The following is a 21,099-nucleotide window of genomic DNA, read 5'->3' on the forward strand; positions in this document are numbered from 1 at the left end:
GACGCGACGTGCTGCACCTCCGGGTGATCTGTCCGGCCGAGCACACCGAGCGGGTGCTGGCCGGTCTCCGGACGCACCCGGGGGCGGCGCACATCGTGCTGGTGCGCGGCGGTGCGGTCGAACCGGCGGGCGACCTGATCGAGGTCGACCTGGCCCGGGAGGCCGCCGACGACGTGCTGTCCTCGATCCGGGCCTCGGAGCTCGCCGAGGTCGGCGCGGTGACCATCACCGACGCGGGCACCACGATGTCGCAGCGCGCGGAGCGGGCCGAGGAGTCCGCGCCCGGTGACGCCGACGACGCGGTGGTGTGGGACGAGCTGATCGCCCGCACCGGCGAGGAGTCCCGGCTCACCGGCACCTTCCTGGCGTTCCTGTGCATCGCCTGCGTGCTGGCGGCGGTCGGGATCGTCACCGACTCGCCGGTGACGATCGTCGGCGCGATGGTGGTCGGGCCCGAGTTCGGGCCGCTGGCCGCCATCGCGGTCGGTCTGGTGGTGCGGCGCTGGCTGCTGGTCCGCCGGGCCGCGCTGGCGCTGGCCGTCGGGTTCCCGGTGGCCATGCTGGTCACCGCGGCCGCCTCGCTCGGCGGCGAGTGGATCGGGCTGATCGACCGCACCGGGTTGCCCGCGGACAGCCAGGTGTCGTTCGTCTACCAGGTCGGCTGGCCGTCGCTCGTCGTGTCGCTGCTGGCCGGTGCGGCCGGGATGCTGTCGCTGCCCTCGGCGAAGTCCGCCGTCCTGGTCGGCGTGTTCATCTCGGTCACCACGGTGCCCGCCGCCGGTTACGCGGTGGTGGCGGCGACGCTCGGCGACTGGGTGCAGTGCGCCAGTTCGGTCGCCCAGCTCGCGGTGAACCTGGTGGGCATCGTCGTGTCCGCGACCGCGGTCCTCCTGCTGCGGGCCCGGAGAGCGCGGTTGGGTGACGGAGTGCCGACGCGGGAAATGCTGTAGGTGGGATCGCGGCCGCCGTGCAACGCGGACGGCCCGCTGTTCCGTCAAGGTCCAGGGGGGAGTGCGCACGGGGCCGGTCGGTCGCCGCGGGAGCGGCGGACGGCTGTCCACCGGCGAACACGCTGCGATTACGACTGCTGACCGGTTGTGTGTCACTTGACCGGTTATGGCAGCTCGGGTTCATGTTGTGGGGGTAGTGTCTGGAGACGATGAGCGTGGAGATCACCACCGGCCCCCCGGAGGTTCGCGTCCCGGTCCGCACCGAGGCGACAGACACCGTCGGGACCGCGGAAGCTGTGCTGAGCAAGCGGACCGGAGCACCGGTCCGGCTTGCCGATGCCGAGGACCTCGGCGGTAGCGACCGCTCGGTAGTCATGCGGGTGCGGATCGCCGAGTCGCCCTTCGAGCTGCCCAGGACCGTCGTGGTCAAGCACTACGGCGAGTGCCCGTCGGAAGCCCGGTCCGACCCCTTCGCGCACGAAGCGGCGAGCTGCCAGCTCACCACGGCGCTACCGCCCGAAGCGCGGGTCGGTCCCGAGCTCATCGCCCACGACGCGACCGAGCGCCTGCTGGTGCTGGAGGACCTCGGGCGCGGCTCCACGCTGGCGGACGTGCTGTTCGCCGACGACTCCCGCGTCGCCGAGCGCGCGCTGCTGGCATGGGCGCGGGCGCTCGGGCGGCTGCACAGCACCACTGCGGGCTGCGAGGCGGACTTCGACGCGCTGATGCGGCGGCTGGGCGCCAAGTCGTGGACCGACCCGGTGGCCGACGACATCGTGCGCTCGGCGTCCGAGCTGCCGGAGCTGCTCAGCCAGGTCCTCGGGGTGGACACCTCGCCGGGCATGGTCGAGCGGCTCGACGCGGCGACCGAGCTGCTGAAGTCGAGCCGGTACCGGGCCTTCAGCCCGTCGGACATCTGCCCGGACAACAGCCTGGTGACCGGCAGCAGCGGGGTGCGGTTCCTGGACTTCGAGTGGGGCTGCGTGCGCGACGTCGCGATGGACGCGGCGTACCTGCAGTACCCGTTCCCGTCGTCGTGGTGCTCGTACGCGCTGCCGGACAACCTCGCCGAGAGCATGCTGTCCACCTGGCGCTCGGAGATCGCCGAGGTCTGGCCGGAGCTGGACGACGACGAGGTGCTGCTGCCCCGGCTCTTCGACGCCCAGCTGCTGTGGGTCTGGGTGTCCACCTGGTGGTTCCTGCCGCGCACCGGCGAGACCGACCGGCCCATCGACCTGCACATGCCCTCGCCGCGCCGCAGCACGGCGCTGGTCGACCGGTGGCGGCACCTGCGGGCCGACGCGGTGGCGGCCGACCTGGACGACGTCGCGGACTTCGCCGACCAGGTGGTGGACGCGCTGGTCGACCGCTTCGGCGCGGGCGCCCTTCACCTGCAGCCCTACCCGGCGTTCCGCACGGAGTGAGCGCGCGCTAGTCGGTTTCACGCGCGAGAAGTGCGTTGCGCGGGCGCATCCCCACCTGCTTGGATGCATATCCAGATGTTTGCATGATATGCATCGGCGGTGGGGATGGTTTCGTTCGGCGCGGAGATCGAGCGGGCGGCGGCCGCCACCTGGCCCGCCTCGACGGTGGAGCGGGTGGACGGCTGGCTCCTGCGGCACTGCGACCTGCTCGCGCGCAAGCGCTCGAACTCGGCGCTGCCGCCGGAGGAGGGCTGGAGCCCGGCCGGTGTCGAGCGGGTGGAGCAGTTCTACGCGGCTCGCGGCGCGGCGGCGGTCGTGCAGGTCAGCCCGCTGGAGCGGCACGCCGACCTGGACGCCGTGCTCGCGGAGCGGGGCTATCGGTCGGTCTCGCCCACCGAGGTCATGTTCGCCGACGCCGGGCAGGCGGTCGGCGCGTGTCCGGCGGGGGAGTTCGAGGTGCGGCTGGAGCCGCGTCCGCGCTCGCCCTGGCTGGACGCCGTCGAGGCGGTGGGCGGTGCGCCGGAGCCGAGCCTGGACCGGGTGCCGGAGCCCGCGCGGTTCGCGATCGCGTCGCGGGACGGGGTGCCGGTCGGGGTCGGCATGTTCGCCGAGTCGGCGGGCTGGTGCGGCGTCTACGGGATGGCCACGCATCCCGGCTGGCGGCGGCGCGGGGTGGCCACCGCGGTCCTGCGGGCGGGTGCGCTGTGGGCGTCCGGCCTGGGGGCCCGGCTCTTCCTGCAGGTCGAGGCGGACAACCCCGGTGCGCGGCGGCTTTACGCGGCGGCGGGCTTCCGGACCGCGCACCGCTACCACTACCGAGTTCGCTGAACGGAGCGCGTTTCCGGCGCGTTTCCGCGCTGTCATATTCCTGCGGCGGAGCGGTGCACTCGATCCGGTAATGCTGGTCACATCGCGAGTACTTTCCGTAGCGAACGGTGTTTACGCACCGCAGCGAACGGCGTGGTGTCCACCCGGCAACCGGGTGAATTCGCAGGTCGCGCGCGATGGATTAACATATCTTCATTGGTTTCGGGATGTGGGTGGCGCCGGATCTGCGACTTGCGCTCGGGTGGCGGTCGTCGGATACCTTTAGTTCAGCGTTTCGCTACTTCTCCCCTCTACCGTCGACGACGCCGGTGGGGGATCGGCTGCCCAATTTTCGGAGGACTCGGTGCACGGCAAGGTTTGGCGGATCACGAGGGCTGGGTTGTTCCTGGTCCTCGCGGTCGTGCTCGCCGTGCTGGGGCCGGCCCAGGCGACCGGGGAGGGCTGCTCGCCGCCGCGCTCGGGACCTGCGGAAACCAACGAGACCAAGGAGAACACCGAGAAGCTCCGCGAGCGGCTGCCCGGGGTCACGCTGAACCGCCGCTGCGGGGTTCGGGCGGAAGTCCGGCGGGCGCCCCTGCCCAAGGTGCTGCAACCGGCCGCCGGGGTGGAAATCCGGCCTCGATCGAGAATCCTCCCAAATCCTGGGAGCGATCCCTACCACGATTTCATGAAGCTTAAACATTCTCCGGACGTGCTCCAGGTGGTCCGGCACTGATCGGTCCTGCTCGCCGACATTTCCATGCCGACGACACGGAGACCCAATGAGCTTCGAACATTTCGTGCGACACGCCCGACGTCACTCGAGCGCGCTTTCCGCCGATCGCCGACAGCAGCTGGCCGCGGGGCAGAAACCGTCCGCGCTGTTCATCGGCTGTTCGGATTCCCGGGTGATCCCGTCCCAGATCACCGGGGCGGAGCCGGGCACCCTGTTCGAACTGCGGACCGCGGGCAATGTGGTCCCGGAATACGCGCCGGACTCGGCGTCCAGCGAAATGGCCACCATCGAATACGCGGTGCTGGTGCTGCGCGTGCCGGAGATCATCGTCTGCGGCCACTCGCACTGCGGCGCGGTCACCGCGCTGACCGTGGCCGGGCGCGGGCTGGAGGAGCTGCCCGCGCTGTGCACCTGGCTGGGCACCGGTGACCTGACCTGCTCCGAGCCGGAGGACCCCAGCGTCCGCTCGGAGAGCAAGCGGCACGTCCTGGAGCAGCTGCGCACGCTGCGCGAGTACCCGTTCATCCGCAACCGGATCGACGCCGGTGAGCTGCGGCTGCACGGCTGGTTCTACGAGATCGACACCGGCCTGGTCTACACCTGCCCGCAGGCGTCGGAGGACACCGACTTCCTGCCGCTGTAGGGCTCGCACTTCCCACCACGCCGCGCACCACGGGGGTGCGCGGCGCGGTGGCGGCTACCCGAAAGATCCTCAACTGGCCCTTGGAGGGGCACTGTGACTCGAGTCGAAATACCCTCGCAGCGCCGGAAGTCCGGCGTTCCGCAGTGGCCGAAGGCCACCTTCGGCGCCGACCTGGGCGCCTCGCTCGTGGTGTTCCTGGTGGCGGTGCCGCTGTGCGTCGGCGTGGCCGTCGCCTCCGGCGTGCCCGCCGAGCTGGGCATCGTCACCGGCATCGTCGGCGGTCTGCTCGTCGGGCTGCTGCCCGGCAGCACGATGCAGGTCAGCGGCCCGGCCGCCGGGCTCACCGTGCTGGTGGCCTCGGCGGTGGAGCAGCACGGGCTCGCCGCGCTGGGGGTGGTCGTGCTCGGTGCCGGTGTGCTGCAGATCGTGCTGGGCATCAGCCGCCTGGGCACCTGGTTCCGCGCGATCTCGCCCTCGGTGGTGCAGGGCATGCTGGCCGGTATCGGCCTGGTGCTGATCCTCGGCCAGATCTACCCGGTCGGCGGGCTCGCGCAACCGGAGAGCACGTGGGCGAAGTTCGCCGGGATCCCCGACCTGATCGTGGCGGTGGTGACCACGCCGGCGGGCCTCAGCGGCCTGGCGCTGGCGGCGCTGGCGCTGCTGATCACGGCGTTCTGGAAGAAGGTCCCGGGCAAGGCGAGCCTGGTACCGGGGCAGCTCGTGGCTGTGGTGGTGACCAGCGCGCTGGCGGTGCTGCTGGTGCTGCCGGTGCAGAAGGTGGAGGTCGGCTCGCTGCTGGCCGCGCTGAACCCGCCGGACGCCACCGCCTGGGGCATGCTGTTCAGCCCGGCCGTGCTCGGGTCGATCGTGACCTTCGCGCTGATCGCCTCGGCGGAGAGCTTGTTCAGCGCCGCGGCCGTGGACCGGATGCACGACGGGCCGAAGACCCAGTACAACAAGGAGCTCGTGGCGCAGGGCGTGGGCAACACCGTCTGCGGTGTGTTCGGCGCGCTGCCGATGACCGCGGTGATCGTGCGCAGCTCCGCCAACGTGCAGGCCGGGGCCAAGACGAAGCTGTCCCGGGTGCTGCACGGCTTCTGGCTGCTGCTGTTCGTCGTGCTGCTGCCGGGTGTCCTGTCCTTCATCCCGACCGCGGTGCTCGCCGCCCTGCTGATCCAGGCCGGGTGGAAGCTGCTCGAACTGCGGCAGGTCGCGGCGCTGGTCCGGGAGAACCGCTCCGAGGCGTTCGTGCTGGTCCTGACCGCGACCATGATCGTGGCCACGGATCTGCTGATCGGCACCCTCACCGGCTTGGCCGTGGCGATCGTCAAGACCGCGATCGAGGTGTCCTGGCTGTCGGTCAAGTCCGAGCACGGTGACGAGCAGGTGCGCGTCGAGCTGGGCGGCAACGCGACCTTCCTGAGGTTGCCGCGGCTGCTGGACCACCTCGAGACGCTGCCGACCGGCAAGCACGTCCACCTGGACCTGACCATGGTCCGGCACCTCGACCGGGCCTGCCACCAGGCGGTCGAGCACTGGGCCGCGCAACGGCGGCGCAGCGACGGCACCGTCGAGGTGGCCCTGCCCGCCCGGGTGGGCTGACGTTCCGTGAGCGCGCAGCGGTGCTTCGGCGCGGTTGCGCGCTCACGATCCGCCCGCCCCGGGCAGGACGAGCCGTGCGCTCTGGCAGTCGGGGGCGGGCGGTAGCGTCGAGGTGTGAGTGAGGGCCTGTTCGACGAGGGATTGTTCGGCGCCGACACCGAGCAGCGCGCTGGCGAGCGGTTGGCCGAGAACGCGCCGTTGGCGGCGCGGATGCGGCCCCGCTCGCTCGACGAGGTCGTCGGCCAGCAGCACCTGCTGGGCGCGGGCGCCCCGCTGCGGCGGCTGGTGGAGGGCGGCGCTCCGGCGTCGGTGCTGCTCTACGGTCCGCCCGGCACCGGCAAGACCACCTTGGCCAACCTCGTCTCGCTGGCCACCGGGCGCCGGTTCGCGGCGTTGTCCGCGCTGTCGTCCGGGGTGAAGGAGGTGCGCGCGGTCATCGAGGAGGCCCGGCGCCGCCTCGGCCGTTCCGGCGAGTCGACCGTGCTGTTCATCGACGAGGTGCACCGCTTCTCCAAGACGCAGCAGGACGCGCTGCTCGGCGCGGTCGAGGACCGCACGGTGCTGCTGGTGGCGGCGACCACCGAGAACCCGTACTTCTCCGTGGTCGCCCCGCTGCTGTCGCGGTCGCTGGTGCTGCAGCTGCGCAGCCTCGAGGACGACGACATCCGCACGCTGGTGCGCCGCGCGGTCACCGAGGAGCGCGGGCTGGGCGGGGCGCTGCGGCTGGACGAGGAGGCCGAGAACCACCTCGTGGCGCTGGCGGGCGGGGACGCGCGGCGGGCGCTGACCGCGCTCGAGGCGGCGGCGGAGTCGGCGAGCTCGACCGGCGCGGAGGTCATCGACCTGCACACCGTGGAGTCCACCGTGAACCGCGCCGCGGTGCTCTACGACAAGGGCGGCGACCAGCACTACGACATCGCCAGCGCGTTCATCAAGTCCATCCGCGGGTCCGATGTGGACGCCGCGCTGCACTACCTGGCGCGGATGGTCGAGGCGGGCGAGGACCCGCGGTTCATCGCGCGGCGGCTGGTGGTGCACGCCAGCGAGGACATCGGGATGGCCGACCCGACCGCGCTGCAGACCGCCGTCGCGGCCGCGCACGCCGTGCAGTTCATCGGCATGCCGGAGGGGCGGCTGGCGCTGGCGCAGGCCACCATCCACCTGGCCACCGCGCCGAAGTCGAACGCGGTGACCACGGCCATCGACGCGGCGACCGGTGACGTGCGCGCCGGGAAGGGCGGCCCGGTCCCGCCGCACCTGCGCGACGGCCACTACGCGGGGGCGAAGAAGCTCGGCCACGCGCAGGGCTACCAGTACCCGCACGACCGGCCGGAAGGCGTGCTGGCCCAGCAGTACCCGCCGGACGGTCTCGTCGGCCGCGACTACTACCAGCCGACCGGCCGCGGCGCGGAGCGCACGCTGGGCGAGCGGGTGCCCAAGCTGCGCGACATCATCCGCGGCAACGGGTAGATCGTCGGTCCCGCAGTCGTTCCGGCGGAACGAGCTGGTCGATCGGGCGGGCTCGGGCGGGTAGGTTCCGTTCGGACTCGTCGCGAGGAGGTCGTTGGTGGACAAGCGGATCGTGGTCACCCGGACGGTGCCGGAGTCGGCGGTGGAGGTCCTGCGCGGGGCCGGGACCGTGCAGGTGTGCTCGCAGGACCGGCCGCTGTCGGTTGCCGAGCTGCACGACGCCGTGCGGGGCGCGCACGCGGTCGTGACCATGCTGCACGACCGGGTGGACGCCGAGCTGGTGGCCGCCGCCGGGGATCAGCTGCAGGTGGTCGCCAACGTCGCCGTCGGCTACGACAACATCGACGTGCCCGCGGTGACCGGGCGCGGCGTCACCGTGACCAACACCCCCGGCGTGCTGGTCGACGCGACCGCCGACCTCACCCTCGGCCTGCTGCTGATGGTCACCCGCCGCCTCGGGGAGGGCGAACGGCTGCTGCGCGCCCGCGAGCCCTGGACCTTCCACCTCGGCTTCATGCTGGGCACCGGTCTGCAGGGCAAGACGCTCGGCATCGTCGGGCTCGGCGACATCGGGCAGGCCGTCGCCCGGCGGGCCCGCGCCTTCGGGATGAACATCGCCTACACCGGCCGCCGCCGGGCCGCCGCCGAGGTGGAGGCCGAGCTCGACGCGCGCCACCTGCCGCTGGACGAGCTGCTGCGCACCGCCGACGTGGTGTCCCTGCACTGCCCGCTCACCGAGCAGACCCGTCACCTCATCGACGAGCGGGCGCTCGCGGCGATGAAGCCCACCGCGTTCCTGGTCAACACCAGCCGCGGCCCGGTGGTCGACGAGCAGGCGCTGGCCAAGGCGCTGCACGACGGCCGGATCGCCGGTGCGGCGCTGGACGTCTTCGAGCGCGAACCCGAGGTCGAGCCCGCGCTGCTGGAGCTGGACAACGTCGTGGTCGTCCCGCACCTGGGGTCGGCGACGGTCGAGACCCGCACCGCGATGGCCGAGCTCGCCGCCCGCAACGTCGCCGCCGTCCTCGCCGGAGCGGAGCCGATCACGCCGGTTCGGTGAGGCGCGGAAAAAAATCCCGGCGGCGATGTCGAGAACCCGTGCCCCGCTCCGTCCCAGGTGCGAATGTGGCCCGTGAGCGGGTCGCACCAGCACCGAGGAGGACCACGATGGCCAAGTACCTGCTGCTCAAGCACTACCGCGGCGCTCCGGCTGCGGTGAACGACGTCCCGATGGAGCGGTGGACGCCGGAGGAGATCTCGGCGCACGTCCAGTACATGCAGGACTTCGCCGCCCGGCTGGAGGAGACCGGCGAGTACGTCGACAGCCAGGCGCTCGCCCCCGAGGGCACGTTCGTCCGGTACGACGGCGAGGGGCGCCCGCCGGTCACTGACGGCCCGTTCGCCGAGACCAAGGACCTCATCGCCGGGTGGATGGTGATCGACGTGGACAGCTACGAGCGGGCGCTCGAACTGGCCGCCGAGCTCTCCGCGGCTCCCGGGGCCGGTGGGAAGCCGATCCACGAGTGGCTGGAGCTGCGCCCGTTCCTGACCGAACCGCCCACCATCGCGGAGTGACCCCGGTGGACGAGGACCTGCTCCGCACCCTCACGCCCGCCGTGATCGGGATCCTCGTCCGCCGCGGGGCCGACTTCGCGGCGGCCGAGGACGCCGTGCAGGACGCGCTGGTCGAGGCGGTCCGCGCCTGGCCGACCGACCCGCCGCGGGATCCGAAGGGCTGGCTGGTCGCGGTGGCCTGGCGCCGGTTCCTCGACTCGACCCGGTCCGACGCCGCCCGTCGGCGGCGGGAGGACCTGGTCGAGGAGGAGCCGGCGCCAGGGCCCGCGCCCGGGGTGGACGACACGCTGCAGCTGTACTTCCTGTGCGCCCACCCGTCGCTGACGCCGTCTTCCGCGGTCGCGCTCACGCTGCGCGCCGTCGGCGGGCTGACCACCCGCCAGATCGCGCAGGCCTACCTGGTGCCCGAGGCGACCATGGCGCAGCGCATCAGCCGGGCCAAGCGCACCGTGTCCGGCGTGCGGTTCGACCAGCCGGGTGACGTCGCGACCGTGCTGCGCGTGCTCTACCTGGTCTTCAACGAGGGCTACTCGGGCGACGTGGACCTCTCCGCCGAGGCCATCCGGCTCACCCGGCAGCTCGCGGTCGCGATCGACCACCCCGAGGTGGCCGGGCTGCTCGCGCTCATGCTGCTGCACCACGCCCGGCGGGCCACCCGGACCGCGCCCGACGGGAGCCTGGTGCCGCTCGCCGAGCAGGACCGCAGCAGGTGGGACACCGGGTTGATCGCGGAGGGCGTCGAGATCCTGCAGGCGGCCCTCGCCCGCGATCGGCTGGGCGAGTTCCAGGCCCAGGCCGCGATCGCGGCGCTGCACGCGGATGCGCCCACCGCGGCGGAGACCGACTGGGTGCAGATCGTCGAGTGGTACGACGAGCTCGTGCGCCTGACCGGCAGCCCGGTCGTCCGGCTCAACCGCGCGGTCGCCGTCGGCGAGGCCGACGGAGCGCGCGCGGGGCTGGCCGAGCTGGCGGAGCTGGACGCCTCGCTGCCGCGCTACGCGGCGGTGGAGGCGTACCTGCGCGAACGCGACGGAGATCTGGAAGCGGCGGCGCGGCTGTACGCGGAGGCGGCTCAGAAGGCGGCCAACCTCGCCGAGCGCGACTACCTGACGCGCCAGGCCGCCCGGCTCAACGCCCGCCCCTCGTGAGCGGCGATGGCGGCAACAGCGACCATCGCCGCTCACGAGGGGTGCTCCGCGACCGGGTGCGCAGGTGGGGGAGCGGGGCCGGTAACCTGAGCGGCGATCAACAGGCCGGACGGCAACGGCCCCGGTCTGACGGAATGACGTGGAAATACGGGAGGGCACGTGACGCCCACGCAGATCGCCGCGCTGATCGCCGCCGGAGCGTTCGTGCTGCTGGTCGTGCTGCTGGCGATCCCGCTGATCAAGCTCGGCCGGACCTTGGACGAGGCGACCATCGCGATCCGCAAGGCGCACGAGAACTCCGACCCGCTGTTCACCGGCGCGAATTCGACCATCACTCACGTCAACACCCAGCTGGAGCGGGTTGACGGCATCACCGCCAACGCCAAGACCATCAGCGGCAACGTCTCGGCGTTGTCCTCGCTGTTCACGGCTACACTGGGTGGCCCGTTGGTGAAGACGGCGGCGTTCTCCTACGGGGTCAGCAAGGCGCTGCGGGCGCGCCGGAAGCGCAAGCAGGAGCCCGCGGGCCGCCACTTCCGCCGCAAGGGCAAAGGGGGGCGCAAGTGAGCCGCCTGTTCTGGTTCGGCGCCGGTGTCGCGGCCGGAGCCGTCGCGATGCGCAAGCTCAACGAGACCGCGCGCAAGGCCACGCCCAGCGGCATGGCCGAACAGCTGGGCGGCGCGGTCCGCGAGCTGGCCGGTGCGGTCGGCTCGTTCGGCGCGGAGGTGCGCGCCGGGATGCAGGAGCGGGAGGAGGAGCTGCAGGACGTCGTGCGCAACGCCGACACGGTGCAGTTCCGCCGGATCGACGCGGGCCCGGACGCGGCCCCTGCTCGGCGAGCTCGCCGGGCGGGCCGCTGACGTCGGCGCACCGCCGCCAGCCGCTCGCCGCCACCGCGCCACCCGACACCTGAACCTCCCGAGGAACCCACCGTGCAGACCCACGAGATCAACAACCGGTTCACCGAGCACTTCCGCAGCCGCGGCCACACCGTGGTGCCCAGCGCCTCGCTGATCCTGGACGACCCGACGCTGCTGTTCGTCAACGCCGGGATGGTGCAGTTCAAGCCCTACTTCCTGGGCGAGGCCCCGGCGCCGTACCCGCGCGCCACCAGCATCCAGAAGTGCGTGCGCACCGGCGACATCGACGAGGTCGGCAAGACCACCCGGCACAACACGTTCTTCCAGATGGCGGGCAACTTCTCCTTCGGCGACTACTTCAAGGAAGGAGCCATGCAGTTCGCCTGGGAGCTGCTGACCAAGTCCCAGGCCGACGGCGGCTACGGCTTCGACCCGCAGCGCCTGTGGGTCACCGTCTACGAGAAGGACGACGAGGCCCGGCAGCTGTGGCAGGACGTCGTCGGCGTCCCGGCGGACCGCATCCAGGCCCGCGACGGCAAGGACAACTACTGGGACATGGGCGTGCCCGGTCCCGGCGGCCCGTGCTCGGAGATCTACTACGACCGCGGCCCGAAGTACGGCCGCGAGGGCGGCCCGGTCGCCGACGAGGACCGCTACATCGAGATCTGGAACCTGGTGTTCATGCAGGACATCAGGGGTGAGCAGTCGCCGAAGCTGGGGCACCCGCCGATCGGCACGCTGCCCAGCAAGAACATCGACACCGGCATGGGCGTCGAGCGGGTCGCCTGCCTGCTGCAGGGCGTGGAGAACGTCTACGAGACCGACCTGGTCCGCCCGGTGATCGCCAAGGCCGAGGAGCTCTCCGGCCGCCGCTACGGCGCGAACCACGAGGACGACGTGCGCTTCCGCGTCATCGCCGACCACGCCCGCTCCGGCGTGATGCTGGTCGGCGACGGCGTGACCCCCGGCAACGAGGCCCGCGGCTACGTGCTGCGCCGCCTGCTGCGCCGGATCATCCGCTCCACCCGCCTGCTGGGCGTGCAGGAGCCGGTGCTCAGCGAGTTCAGCAAGGTCGTGCGCGACGCGATGGCGCCGAGCTACCCGGAGCTGGTCACCGAGTTCGACCGCATCGACTCGGTGATGCGCAACGAGGAGGAGGCCTTCCTGGCCACCCTGACCGCCGGGTCGAAGATCTTCGACGTGGCGGTGGCCGAGACCAAGAAGGCGGGCGGCGGCCAGCTGTCCGGGGACAAGGCCTTCCAGCTGCACGACACCTACGGCTTCCCGATCGACCTCACCCTGGAGATGGCCTCCGAGCAGGGGCTGAGCGTCGACGAGCAGGGCTTCCGGGACCTGATGGCCGAGCAGCGCCGCCGGGCCAAGGAGGACGCGAAGGCGCGCAAGACCGGCCACGGCGACCTGTCCACCTACCGCACGCTGCTGGACCAGCACGGCACCACCGAGTTCATCGGCTACACCGACCTGCAGTCGCACAGCCGGGTGCTGGGCCTGCTGGTGGACGGCCAGCCCGCCAAGTCCGCGCCCGCGGGCACTGAGGTCGAGCTGGTGCTGGACCGCACCCCGTTCTACGCCGAGGGCGGTGGCCAGATCGCCGACACCGGTCGGCTGGTCGGCCCCGGCGTGGCGGTCGAGGTGCACGACGTGCAGCGCGCGGTGCCGGGCCTGTTCGTGCACCGCGCCAAGGTCGTCGAGGGCGAGCTGGGCGTGGACACCACGCTGGAGGCCGCGGTCGACCAGGCCCGCCGCCACGCGATCGAGCGGTCCCACTCCGCGACGCACCTGGTGCACGCGGCGGTGCGCAGCGCCTACGGCAAGCGCGCGGCGCAGGCCGGTTCGCTGAACTCGCCGGGCCGGATGCGGTTCGACTTCACCGCCCCCGCGGCGGTCTCGGCCGGGGTGCTCACCGGCGTCGAGGAGGAGGTCAACGACTACCTCCAGAGCGACGTCGAGGTGCAGACCTACAACACCACGATGGACCGGGCCATGGAGCTCGGCGCGGTCGCGCTGTTCGGCGAGAAGTACGGCGACCAGGTCCGGGTCGTGGACATGGGCGACTACTCCCGCGAGCTGTGCGGTGGCACCCACGTGCCGCGCATCGGCCGCCTCGGCGTGGTCAAGCTGGTCTCGGACTCCTCGGTGGGGTCGGGCGTGCATCGCGTCGAAGCGCTGGTCGGCATGGACGCGATGCGCCACATCAGCAAGGAGCACCTGCTGGTCAGCCAGCTGGCCGAGCAGTTCAAGGTGCCCGCCGAGGAGCTGCCGGAGCGCATCAACGGCGTGGTCTCCCGGCTCAAGGCCGCGGAGAAGGAGATCCAGCAGCTGCGCGTCGCGCAGGTCCTGCAGTCCGCCGGTGAGCTCGCCGGGAAGGGCACCGACGTGCACGGCGTGACCGTGGTCGCCGAGCAGGTGCCGGACGGCGTGGACGCCAGCGCGCTGCGCGCGCTGGCCGGGGAGGTCCGCGGGCGGCTCGGGTCCCGCCCCTCCGTGGTGGCGCTGTTCTCCGCCGAGGCGGAGAAGGTCAGCTTCGTGGTCGGCGTCAGCGACGCGGCCCGCGACCAGGGCCTCGCGGCCGGAAAGCTGGTGCCCAGCTTCGCCCCCGAGGTCGGTGGGCGCGGCGGCGGCAAGCCGGACATGGCGCAGGGCGGCGGCTCGAACCCGGCCGGGATCACCGCCGCGATCGGCGCGCTGCGCAAGGCCGTCGACCAGGTGGTGGCTGGCGGGTGAGCGAGCACCAGCAGGTGGAGCCCGGACCGGGACGTCGGCTCGGTGTCGACGTCGGTGCGGTCCGGGTGGGCGTCGCGCTCAGCGACCCCGCCCCGATGCTGGCCACGCCGCTGATCACCCTGAAGCGGGACGAGGCGGGCGGCAGCGATCTGGCGCAGCTGGCCGAGCTCGTCACCGAGCACGACGTGGTGGAGGTCGTGGTGGGCCTGCCGAAGACGCTGGCCGGCCGCCACGGCACCGCCGCGGAGATCGCGCAGTCATACGGGACCGCGCTCGCGGAGCGCATCGCGCCGGTGCCGGTGCGCTTCGCGGACGAGCGGTTGACCACGGTCACCGCCAGCCGGATGCTTTCGAAGCGCGGCGTCAAGGGGAAGAAGCAGCGCGCCGTGGTGGACCAGGCCGCTGCGGTGGAGATCTTGCAGGCGTTCTTGGACAGTCGGGGGAAGACGCGAGAGGACCTTTCGTGACCGACGATCTCGGACTGTTCGCCGACGAGCCCGATGACCGCAGGCGGCGCGCGCCGGACCCCGAGCGCTTCCGCCGCCGCAAGCGGCGTCGTCTGGTGACCGCGCTGGCCGGGTTGTTCGTCCTGGTGCTGGTGGGCGTCGGCGTGCTCTACGGCGCGAGCCAGATCATGCAGATCGGCGCGTACGACGACTACGACGGCGAGGGCACCGGTGACGTCGTCATCGAGGTCAAGCCCGGGGACACCGTCAGCGCCATCGGCCGCACCCTGGCCCAGCAGGACGTGGTGGCCAGCACGAAGGCGTTCACCAAGGCCGCCGAGGAGAACCGGCAGATCAACAGCATCCAGCCCGGTTACTACCTGATGCGCGGCAAGATGTCCGGCGAGGCGGCGGTGGCGCACATCCTGTCGCCGAAGGCGAAGGTCGGCCGGGTGGACATCCGCGGCGGCATGCGGCTGGAGGACCAGCTGGCCCCCGACGGCGGGCACACGCCGGGCATCCTGACGCGGCTCGCCGAGGCCACCTGCGCCGGGGAGAACCCCGCGTGCACCACCTCCGAGGAGATGCACCACATCGCCGCGACCGCCGACCTGAAGTCGCTCGGCGTGCCGGAGTGGGCGATCGCCGACGCGTCCAAGGCGGAGCCGGAGCGGCGGCTGGAAGGCCTGATCATGCCCGGCATCTACGACGTCAAGCCGGGCGAGTCCGCGGAGAACGTGCTGCGCGACGTGGTCACCCGCTCCGCGGCGGCGCTGGAGGTCGCCGGTCTGCCGCAGCGGGCCGAGGGCACCGGGCGCACGCCGTACGAGCTGCTCACCATCGCCTCGATCGTGCAGAGCGAAGCGATCACCAAGGACTTCGCCCAGGTCGCGCGGGTGATCGAGAACCGGCTCAAGCAACCGGCCATGCGGCTCGGCATGGACTCCACGATCAACTACCCGCTGGACAAGCCGAGCCTGCTGACCGACCCGAAGGACCGGGAGCGGCCGGGGCCGTACAACACGTACATGAACTTCGGGCTGCCGCCGACGCCGATCTCGACGGCCAGCAAGGAGGCGCTGGAGGCCGCGGAGCGCCCGGCCGAGGGCAACTGGCGGTACTTCGTGAAGTGCTACCCGGACGGCACGTCCTGCTTCGCCGACACCTACGAGCAGCACCGCGCCTACATCGACGAAGCGCGGGCCCGCGGTGCCTTCTGATCAGCGGCGGGCGGCGGTGCTCGGTTCCCCGATCGAGCACTCGCTGTCCCCGGTGCTGCACGGCGCCGCTTACGCCGCGCTCGGGCTCAGCGGCTGGAGCTACGAGCGGGTCGAGGCCGACGAGCGGCAGCTGGTCGAGTTCGTCGCCGGGCTCGGCCCGGAGTGGGCCGGGCTGTCGGTGACCATGCCGGGCAAGCGCGCGGCGCTGCAGGTGGCCGACGAGGTCAGCGCCCGGGCCGAGGCGGTCGGCGCGGCGAACACCCTGGTGCACCGGCCCGACGGCAGCTGGGCCGCGGACTGCACCGACGTCGACGGAGTCGTCGGAGCGCTGCGCGTGGCCGGAGGCTTCCGGACCGGGCGGAGCGGGCTGGTGCTGGGAGCGGGCGGCACCGCCGCCGCGACCCTGGCGGCCTTCGCGGAGCTAGGGCTGGGCGAAGCGACGATCGCGGTGCGCGAGCCCGTGCGAGCGCGCGAAGCGGCGGAGACCGCGGAGCGGGTGGGGCTCGCGGTGCGCGTGGAGCGGCTGGACCGCGTCGCGCTCGCGGACGCCGCGGCAGCGGCGGACGTCGTGGTGTCGACGCTGCCCGCGGGGGCGCTCGGAGAGCGCGTGGCGGAGCTGGCGAAGGCCGCTTGCGTGCTCGACGTCGTCTACCACCCGTGGCCGACGCCGCTGGCCGCTGCGGTCACCGCGGCCGGTGGGACCATCGCGACCGGCCTGGACATGCTGCTGCACCAGGCGTTCGGCCAGGTCGAGCAGTTCACCGGCCTCCCCGCGCCGCGCCAGGTCATGCGCGACGCCCTCGCCGCAGCCACCGGCAACGAGCTCCCGCTGCCGCTCTGACCGCGATTTCAATGGAAATCAGATGTCCGATTTCCATTGAAATCGCGTGGGATGTCCACGTGCGTCGACGTGTCGAGGCCCGACGTGCCGATGATCCGCAATTTCCATTGAGCCTTTTTCATCCTGCCCGTGGACCGCAGCTGCGAAGGGCGACCGGCACCGGTCGGCAGGTGTCGCATGCGCCGCAGGCGCATAGCCCACCCTCGCAGCTTGCACCGCTGCGGGTTCTCAGCGTTCGCCTGGCGAGGACGGCCCTGACGCCGTGTATTGGTCATACATCAGTCAGGGCACCCGCAGTCCAGGCTGGCGCTGAGGTTCCGCCACATGCACCGCCACGCAGAACGAGGCTGGAAAAACCTCAATGAAATCGGAGACGTGACTTCCATTGAAGTTGCGGGCACGACGACGGCCCCTCCGCTCGGAAGGCGGAGGGGCCGGTCTCGTTCGGGGCTGTGGTTCAGTTCGCGTTGTCGAGGTCGGTCGCGACCAGCTGGGCGATGTGGTCCAGGGCTGCTTCCGCCCCTTCGCCGTCGGCCGCCAGGACCACCTCGTCACCGAAGGCCGCACCCAGGGTCATCAGACCGAGGATGCTGCCCGCCTCCACGGGCTGGGTGTCGTCCTTGCGGATGGTGATCTTGACCGGCTGCGCCGCGGCGGCCTTCGCCACCAGCGCCGCGGGCCGCGCGTGCAGGCCGACCTTGCTGGCCACGGTGACCCGTCGCTCGAACATTGAGCACTCCGTTCGTCGGGGGAATCGGGAAAGCGGTTGCCGGGATCAGTTCTTGTCGGGGTTCGGCACGGCCTTCCCACCGGCATTATCCGCGCTGGTCTCGGCCGCGTCGTTGTCGTCCTCCTCACGACCCGGCGTGCGCAGGTTCCACTTCGTGATCACGAACCGGAACACGAAGTAGTAGATGACCGCGTAGACGAGACCGATCGGGATCAGCCACAGCGAGTTCTGCGAGATCCCGAAGTTCAGCAGGTAGTCGATGGCGCCCGCTGAGAAGCCGAACCCGGAGTGGATGTCCAGGGCGTTGACCAGCGCCATCGAGGTGCCGGTGAGCACCGCGTGGATCAGCAGCAGCGGCCAGGCCACGAAGATGAAGGAGAACTCCAGCGGCTCGGTGATGCCGGTGAGGAACGAGGTCAGCGCCACCGAGATCATCACGCCGCCGACGACCTTGCGCTGCGACGGCTTGGCGCACTGCCAGATGGCCAGCGCGGCGGCGGGCAGGGCGAACATGAAGATCGGGAAGAAGCCGGTCATGAAGGTGCCCGCGGTGGGGTCACCGGCGAAGAACCGGGAGATGTCGCCCTTCTCGCCGTGGTAGTCGCCGAAGAGGAACCAGACCACGTTGTTCGGGATGTGGTGCAGGCCGAACGGCAGCAGCAGGCGGTTGACCACGCCGTAGATGCCGCCGCCGATGACCGCGTTCTGGGTGACCGCGTTGCTGAAGGCGGTCAGCCCGGCGTCGAAGATCGGGTAGATGACGCCCAGGACCACGCCGACGAACAGCATGACGACCGCGGTGATGATCGGCACGAACCGCCGACCGCCGAAGAAGCCCAGGTAGGCGGGCAGCTTGATGCGGTGGTACTTCTGCCACAACCAGGCCGCGACCAGACCGGCGATGATGCCGCCGAGCACGCCGTACGGGCCCTTGTTGAACACCTTGTCCGCCTCGGTGCCGGTGATCTTCCACAGCACCCCGGACAGCACCAGGTAACCGACGGCCCCGGACAGCGCGGTGGACCCGTCGGCCTTCTTCGCGAAGCCGATCGCGACACCGATCGCGAACAGCAGCGGCAGGTAGTTGAACAGCGAGTCACCGGCGGCGCCGATGACTTCGGCCACGGGCTGCATCCAGGGCAGCACCGCGCCCAGGCCCTCCTCGCCGAGCAGGTCGGGCTGGCCGAGGCGCGACAGCAGGGCCGCCGCGGGGAGGACGGCGATCGGCAGCATCAGGCTCCGACCCAGCCGTTGCAGCAGGGCGAATCCCTTCTTGTTGCCGCTCGCCGCCGTGGCGCTGGCACTCATCGGTTACCTCCTGTGTCGTGGACACCGAGTCTTCGGGGATCCGGCTCAGGTGGGCCGGATGGTCGGGCGGTGGTGGCCGGTACCGCTCGGGTCGCGGTCCAGCTGCATGGTGACCTGGTACAGATCGCCGCGGTACCAGGACGTCATGTCCTCGATCGGCCGTCCCTGCGCGGTGGCGATCCGGCGGAACACCAGGACCGGGCTGCCGGGGCGCACCCCGAGCAGCCGGGCGGTGTCGGTGTCGGCGCCCTCGGCGAGCACGGTCTGGGTGCCGCTCTCCAGCTGCACCTCGTAGTGGCGGGCCAGCAGGGTGTACATCGAGTCGGTCAGGTCCCGGTCGAGCAGGCCGGGCAGCAGCCCGGCGTGGTACCAGCCGCGCTCCACCGCCATCGGCGCTCCGTCGGCCTTGCGCAGCCGGTAGAGCCAGTAGGCGGGCTGGCCGGGGGCGAGGCCGAGCGCGTCGGCGGTGTCGGGCGGCGGGACCGCCTCGGCGGCCTCCAGCAGCACGGTCTCCGGGCGCATGCCGCGGCGGAGCATGTCCTCGGTGAACGACGCGAGGTGCAGCTGGGAGTCCACGCGGGGCCGGGTGGTGAAGGTGCCCTTGCCGCGCACCCGCACCAGCAGACCTTCGGCGACCAGCTGGCCGACGGCTTCCCGCACGGTCAGCCGGGAGACGCCGTAGCGGACTGCGAGGTCGCGTTCGGAGGGGACCGGTGAACCGGGCAGCAGCTCCTCGCTCGCCAGCTGGCGCAAGATCTCCCGCAGCTGCGCGTGCTTGGGCATCGGACCGTCGCTCAGCGCGCTTTCAGCGCGTCGACTGTCGTCTGCGGTTCCCCGCGCGGCCACGTTGCCTCCACCGGTCTGTGCGTCTTCGCCTCGCCGGTGCCTTGTGGGCACCGGCCACCGGGTTGAACATTGGCGGATCACCGCCGCGTTCGCCCGGTGCTGTTGACCGGCGGCACCCAGTTGGTACTGTCCGGTCTAAACCAGTCGGTTGCGAACAATGCGCCGTCATGCGATCGGGTGTCAAGACGGCTTCGATTTCGTTGCCGCATCGACACCGAGTGGCGCAAGATCGTCGCGACGCGGTCGCTCCGCGTCGTTGGTACGGGAGGAAGGGAGCACGCGGTGGCTCAGGACAAGGCCGCGGCGATCCTGGCCGCGCTCGGCGGCGGGGACAACGTTGTGGAGATCGAGCCGTGCATCACGCGGCTTCGCTGCGAGGTCGAGGACGGTTCGAAGATCGACGAGGCGGCGCTGAAGGCGGCCGGGGCGCACGGCGTGATGCTGCAGGGCACCGTCGTTCAGGTCGTGGTGGGGCCGGAGGCGGACACGCTGGCCGAGGACATCGAGGACCTGCGGTGAGCATCGAGGTCGGCAGCCCGGTGGCGGGCCTGGCCACCGGGCTCGCGGAGGTGCCCGACCCGGTGTTCTCGCAGGCCATGGTGGGTCCGGGCGTGGCGGTGAAGCCCTCCGGCGGGCGGGCCGACGCGGTCGCGCCGATCGCCGGGACGGTGGCGACGCTGCACCCGCACGCGTTCGTGATCGCCGCTCCCGGCGGCACCGCGGTGCTGGTGCACCTGGGCATCGACACGGTCAAGCTCAAGGGCGAGGGCTTCGAGCTGCACGTGGCCAAGGGCGACGAGGTGGAGGCGGGCCAGCGCATCGTCAGCTGGGACCCGACCGAGGTGGAGTCGCACGGCTACTCCTCGATCTGCCCGGTGATCGCCCTGGAGGTGGCGCCAGAGGCGCTGGCCGACCTCCGCGAGGACGGCCAGGTGGTCGCCGGGGACGCCCTCTTCTCCGTCACCGCCTGACATCTCCCGGAGGGCACCGCCGACCGAACCCGGTCAGCGGTGCCCTCCGTCGTCAGCGCGGGTCCCGACATGCGGGGGCTCGGGGTCGGGTTGCCGGAGTCCGGTGGGTTCTGGGGTGATCGTGGCCGCATGGTTGCGGTGATCGGGGTCTTCGGGGGCGTCGTCGGGTTCGGCGCCGGGTGGCTCGGGCGGTTGGTGCTGGGGCGCGTTCGGCGGGGTGTCGTGGCGCCTCGGTTGTGGTGCGAGGTGGGCGTCGGGGTGGCTTGGGCCGCGGTGGCGGTGCGGGTCGCCGGTGGGATGCCCTGGTGGTGGGTGGGAGTGCCGCTGGTGCTCGGGTGGGGCGGGGTGCTGCTCGCGGTGTGCGACATCCGCGCCTACCGCTTGCCCGACGTGTTCACGTTGCCCGCCTATCCGGTGGCGTTGGTGCTGGTGAGCGTTGCGGGGCTGCACCGGCCCGGGGTGTGGGCCGGTGCGCTCGGGGGCGGGGTGCTGCTCGGCGGGGCGTACCTGCTGGTTCGGGTCGTCTCTCCCGGGGCGATGGGGCCGGGTGATGTGAAGCTGGCGGGGAGCTTGGGGTTGGTGGTGGGCGCGGTGTCGGTGGGGGCGGTGCTGGTCGTGCTCGCCGCGGCGGCGCTCCTCACGCTGGGCGCGGCCTCCTGGCTGGGGCGCGGCGCGATTCCGCACGGGCCGACCGTGCTCCTCCCCGCGTGGCTGGTCACCGCCTTCGCGCCGTGGTCGTGATCCAGGACCCCCGGCCGGGTTCATCGGCGACCTGAC

Annotated in this window: 22 protein-coding genes; 19 read left to right on the top strand and 3 right to left on the bottom strand. The window is 71.9% G+C overall.

The window, feature by feature from the left end; genetic code table 11:
* The first annotated feature begins 8 nt into the window (after nt 1-8).
* From F1721_RS18575 to F1721_RS18650, 16 genes are all read left to right on the top strand, one after another.
* Nucleotides 9-950 carry a DUF389 domain-containing protein gene (locus F1721_RS18575; RefSeq protein WP_150067984.1) on the top strand — a complete coding sequence of 314 codons (942 nt, stop codon included), beginning with the start codon at nt 9-11 and terminating at the stop codon, nt 948-950.
* Between the two features lie 215 nt (nt 951-1,165).
* Nucleotides 1,166-2,374 (top strand): phosphotransferase family protein, encoded by a 1,209-nt coding sequence (locus tag F1721_RS18580; protein ID WP_211840532.1) that lies wholly within the window; start codon nt 1,166-1,168, stop codon nt 2,372-2,374.
* A gap of 105 nt (nt 2,375-2,479) precedes the next feature.
* Entirely contained in the window at nt 2,480-3,202 is a 723-nt protein-coding gene (locus F1721_RS18585) for a GNAT family N-acetyltransferase (protein ID WP_150068232.1), read from the top strand.
* A gap of 343 nt (nt 3,203-3,545) precedes the next feature.
* The gene (locus F1721_RS18590) at nt 3,546-3,917 is read left to right on the top strand and encodes a hypothetical protein (protein ID WP_150067986.1); all 372 of its coding nucleotides are present in this window, start codon (nt 3,546-3,548) and stop codon (nt 3,915-3,917) included.
* A 46-nt stretch (nt 3,918-3,963) separates the two neighbouring features.
* The gene (locus F1721_RS18595) at nt 3,964-4,560 is read left to right on the top strand and encodes a carbonic anhydrase (RefSeq protein ID WP_150067987.1); all 597 of its coding nucleotides are present in this window, start codon (nt 3,964-3,966) and stop codon (nt 4,558-4,560) included.
* A 93-nt stretch (nt 4,561-4,653) separates the two neighbouring features.
* Nucleotides 4,654-6,162 carry a SulP family inorganic anion transporter gene (locus tag F1721_RS18600; RefSeq protein ID WP_150067988.1) on the top strand — a complete coding sequence of 503 codons (1,509 nt, stop codon included), beginning with the start codon at nt 4,654-4,656 and terminating at the stop codon, nt 6,160-6,162.
* Between the two features lie 114 nt (nt 6,163-6,276).
* Complete coding sequence (locus F1721_RS18605; RefSeq protein ID WP_150067989.1) at nt 6,277-7,632, top strand: replication-associated recombination protein A; 1,356 nt, start codon at nt 6,277-6,279, stop codon at nt 7,630-7,632.
* A 97-nt stretch (nt 7,633-7,729) separates the two neighbouring features.
* Nucleotides 7,730-8,692, top strand: a complete 963-nt coding sequence (locus F1721_RS18610) for a 2-hydroxyacid dehydrogenase (protein ID WP_150067990.1) — start codon at nt 7,730-7,732, stop codon at nt 8,690-8,692.
* A gap of 107 nt (nt 8,693-8,799) precedes the next feature.
* Nucleotides 8,800-9,207 carry a YciI family protein gene (locus F1721_RS18615; RefSeq protein ID WP_150067991.1) on the top strand — a complete coding sequence of 136 codons (408 nt, stop codon included), beginning with the start codon at nt 8,800-8,802 and terminating at the stop codon, nt 9,205-9,207.
* 5 nt (nt 9,208-9,212) lie between these two features.
* Nucleotides 9,213-10,355 (top strand): RNA polymerase sigma factor, encoded by a 1,143-nt coding sequence (locus F1721_RS18620; protein ID WP_150068233.1) that lies wholly within the window; start codon nt 9,213-9,215, stop codon nt 10,353-10,355.
* A 159-nt stretch (nt 10,356-10,514) separates the two neighbouring features.
* Complete coding sequence (locus F1721_RS18625; protein ID WP_093345703.1) at nt 10,515-10,922, top strand: DUF948 domain-containing protein; 408 nt, start codon at nt 10,515-10,517, stop codon at nt 10,920-10,922.
* A complete protein-coding gene (locus F1721_RS18630) occupies nt 10,919-11,215 on the top strand; it encodes a hypothetical protein (protein WP_170301532.1) in 297 nt (98 codons plus the stop codon). Before F1721_RS18625 ends, F1721_RS18630 begins: the two co-directional genes overlap by 4 nt.
* A 72-nt stretch (nt 11,216-11,287) precedes the next feature.
* Nucleotides 11,288-13,960, top strand: coding sequence for an alanine--tRNA ligase (gene alaS / locus F1721_RS18635; RefSeq protein WP_150067992.1), 2,673 nt, complete (start codon nt 11,288-11,290; stop codon nt 13,958-13,960).
* Entirely contained in the window at nt 13,957-14,427 is a 471-nt protein-coding gene (gene ruvX, locus F1721_RS18640) for a Holliday junction resolvase RuvX (RefSeq protein WP_150067993.1), read from the top strand. The genes alaS and ruvX overlap by 4 nt, the downstream gene beginning before the upstream one ends.
* Nucleotides 14,424-15,626: an endolytic transglycosylase MltG gene (gene mltG, locus F1721_RS18645; RefSeq protein WP_150067994.1), complete on the top strand. Its 1,203-nt coding sequence runs from the start codon at nt 14,424-14,426 to the stop codon at nt 15,624-15,626. The genes ruvX and mltG overlap by 4 nt, the downstream gene beginning before the upstream one ends.
* Nucleotides 15,616-16,467: a shikimate dehydrogenase gene (locus F1721_RS18650; RefSeq protein ID WP_150067995.1), complete on the top strand. Its 852-nt coding sequence runs from the start codon at nt 15,616-15,618 to the stop codon at nt 16,465-16,467. Before mltG ends, F1721_RS18650 begins: the two co-directional genes overlap by 11 nt.
* A 457-nt stretch (nt 16,468-16,924) precedes the next feature.
* On the opposite strand, the gene F1721_RS18655 is transcribed toward F1721_RS18650, so the two are convergent.
* From F1721_RS18655 to F1721_RS18665, 3 genes are read right to left on the bottom strand one after another with little or no spacing between them, the layout of a single operon-like run.
* On the bottom strand, nt 16,925-17,197 hold the full coding sequence (locus F1721_RS18655; protein WP_150067996.1) for an HPr family phosphocarrier protein: 273 nt from the start codon (nt 17,195-17,197) through the stop codon (nt 16,925-16,927).
* Between the two features lie 45 nt (nt 17,198-17,242).
* Nucleotides 17,243-18,505 (bottom strand): PTS transporter subunit EIIC, encoded by a 1,263-nt coding sequence (locus tag F1721_RS18660; RefSeq protein WP_150067997.1) that lies wholly within the window; start codon nt 18,503-18,505, stop codon nt 17,243-17,245.
* A 45-nt stretch (nt 18,506-18,550) separates the two neighbouring features.
* The gene (locus F1721_RS18665; RefSeq protein WP_150067998.1) at nt 18,551-19,288 is read right to left on the bottom strand and encodes a GntR family transcriptional regulator; all 738 of its coding nucleotides are present in this window, start codon (nt 19,286-19,288) and stop codon (nt 18,551-18,553) included.
* 345 nt (nt 19,289-19,633) lie between these two features.
* Between F1721_RS18665 and F1721_RS18670 the strand changes: the two genes are divergently transcribed.
* From F1721_RS18670 to F1721_RS18680, 3 genes are all read left to right on the top strand, one after another.
* Complete coding sequence (locus F1721_RS18670; RefSeq protein ID WP_150067999.1) at nt 19,634-19,870, top strand: PTS sugar transporter subunit IIB; 237 nt, start codon at nt 19,634-19,636, stop codon at nt 19,868-19,870.
* Nucleotides 19,867-20,322 carry a PTS sugar transporter subunit IIA gene (locus F1721_RS18675; protein WP_150068000.1) on the top strand — a complete coding sequence of 152 codons (456 nt, stop codon included), beginning with the start codon at nt 19,867-19,869 and terminating at the stop codon, nt 20,320-20,322. The genes F1721_RS18670 and F1721_RS18675 overlap by 4 nt, the downstream gene beginning before the upstream one ends.
* Nucleotides 20,323-20,451: 129 nt before the next feature.
* Nucleotides 20,452-21,063, top strand: a complete 612-nt coding sequence (locus tag F1721_RS18680) for a prepilin peptidase (RefSeq protein WP_150068001.1) — start codon at nt 20,452-20,454, stop codon at nt 21,061-21,063.
* Nucleotides 21,064-21,099: the final 36 nt, after the last annotated feature.

Source organism: Saccharopolyspora hirsuta (genome assembly GCF_008630535.1).
Taxonomy (GTDB): Bacteria; Actinomycetota; Actinomycetes; order Mycobacteriales; family Pseudonocardiaceae; genus Saccharopolyspora; species Saccharopolyspora hirsuta.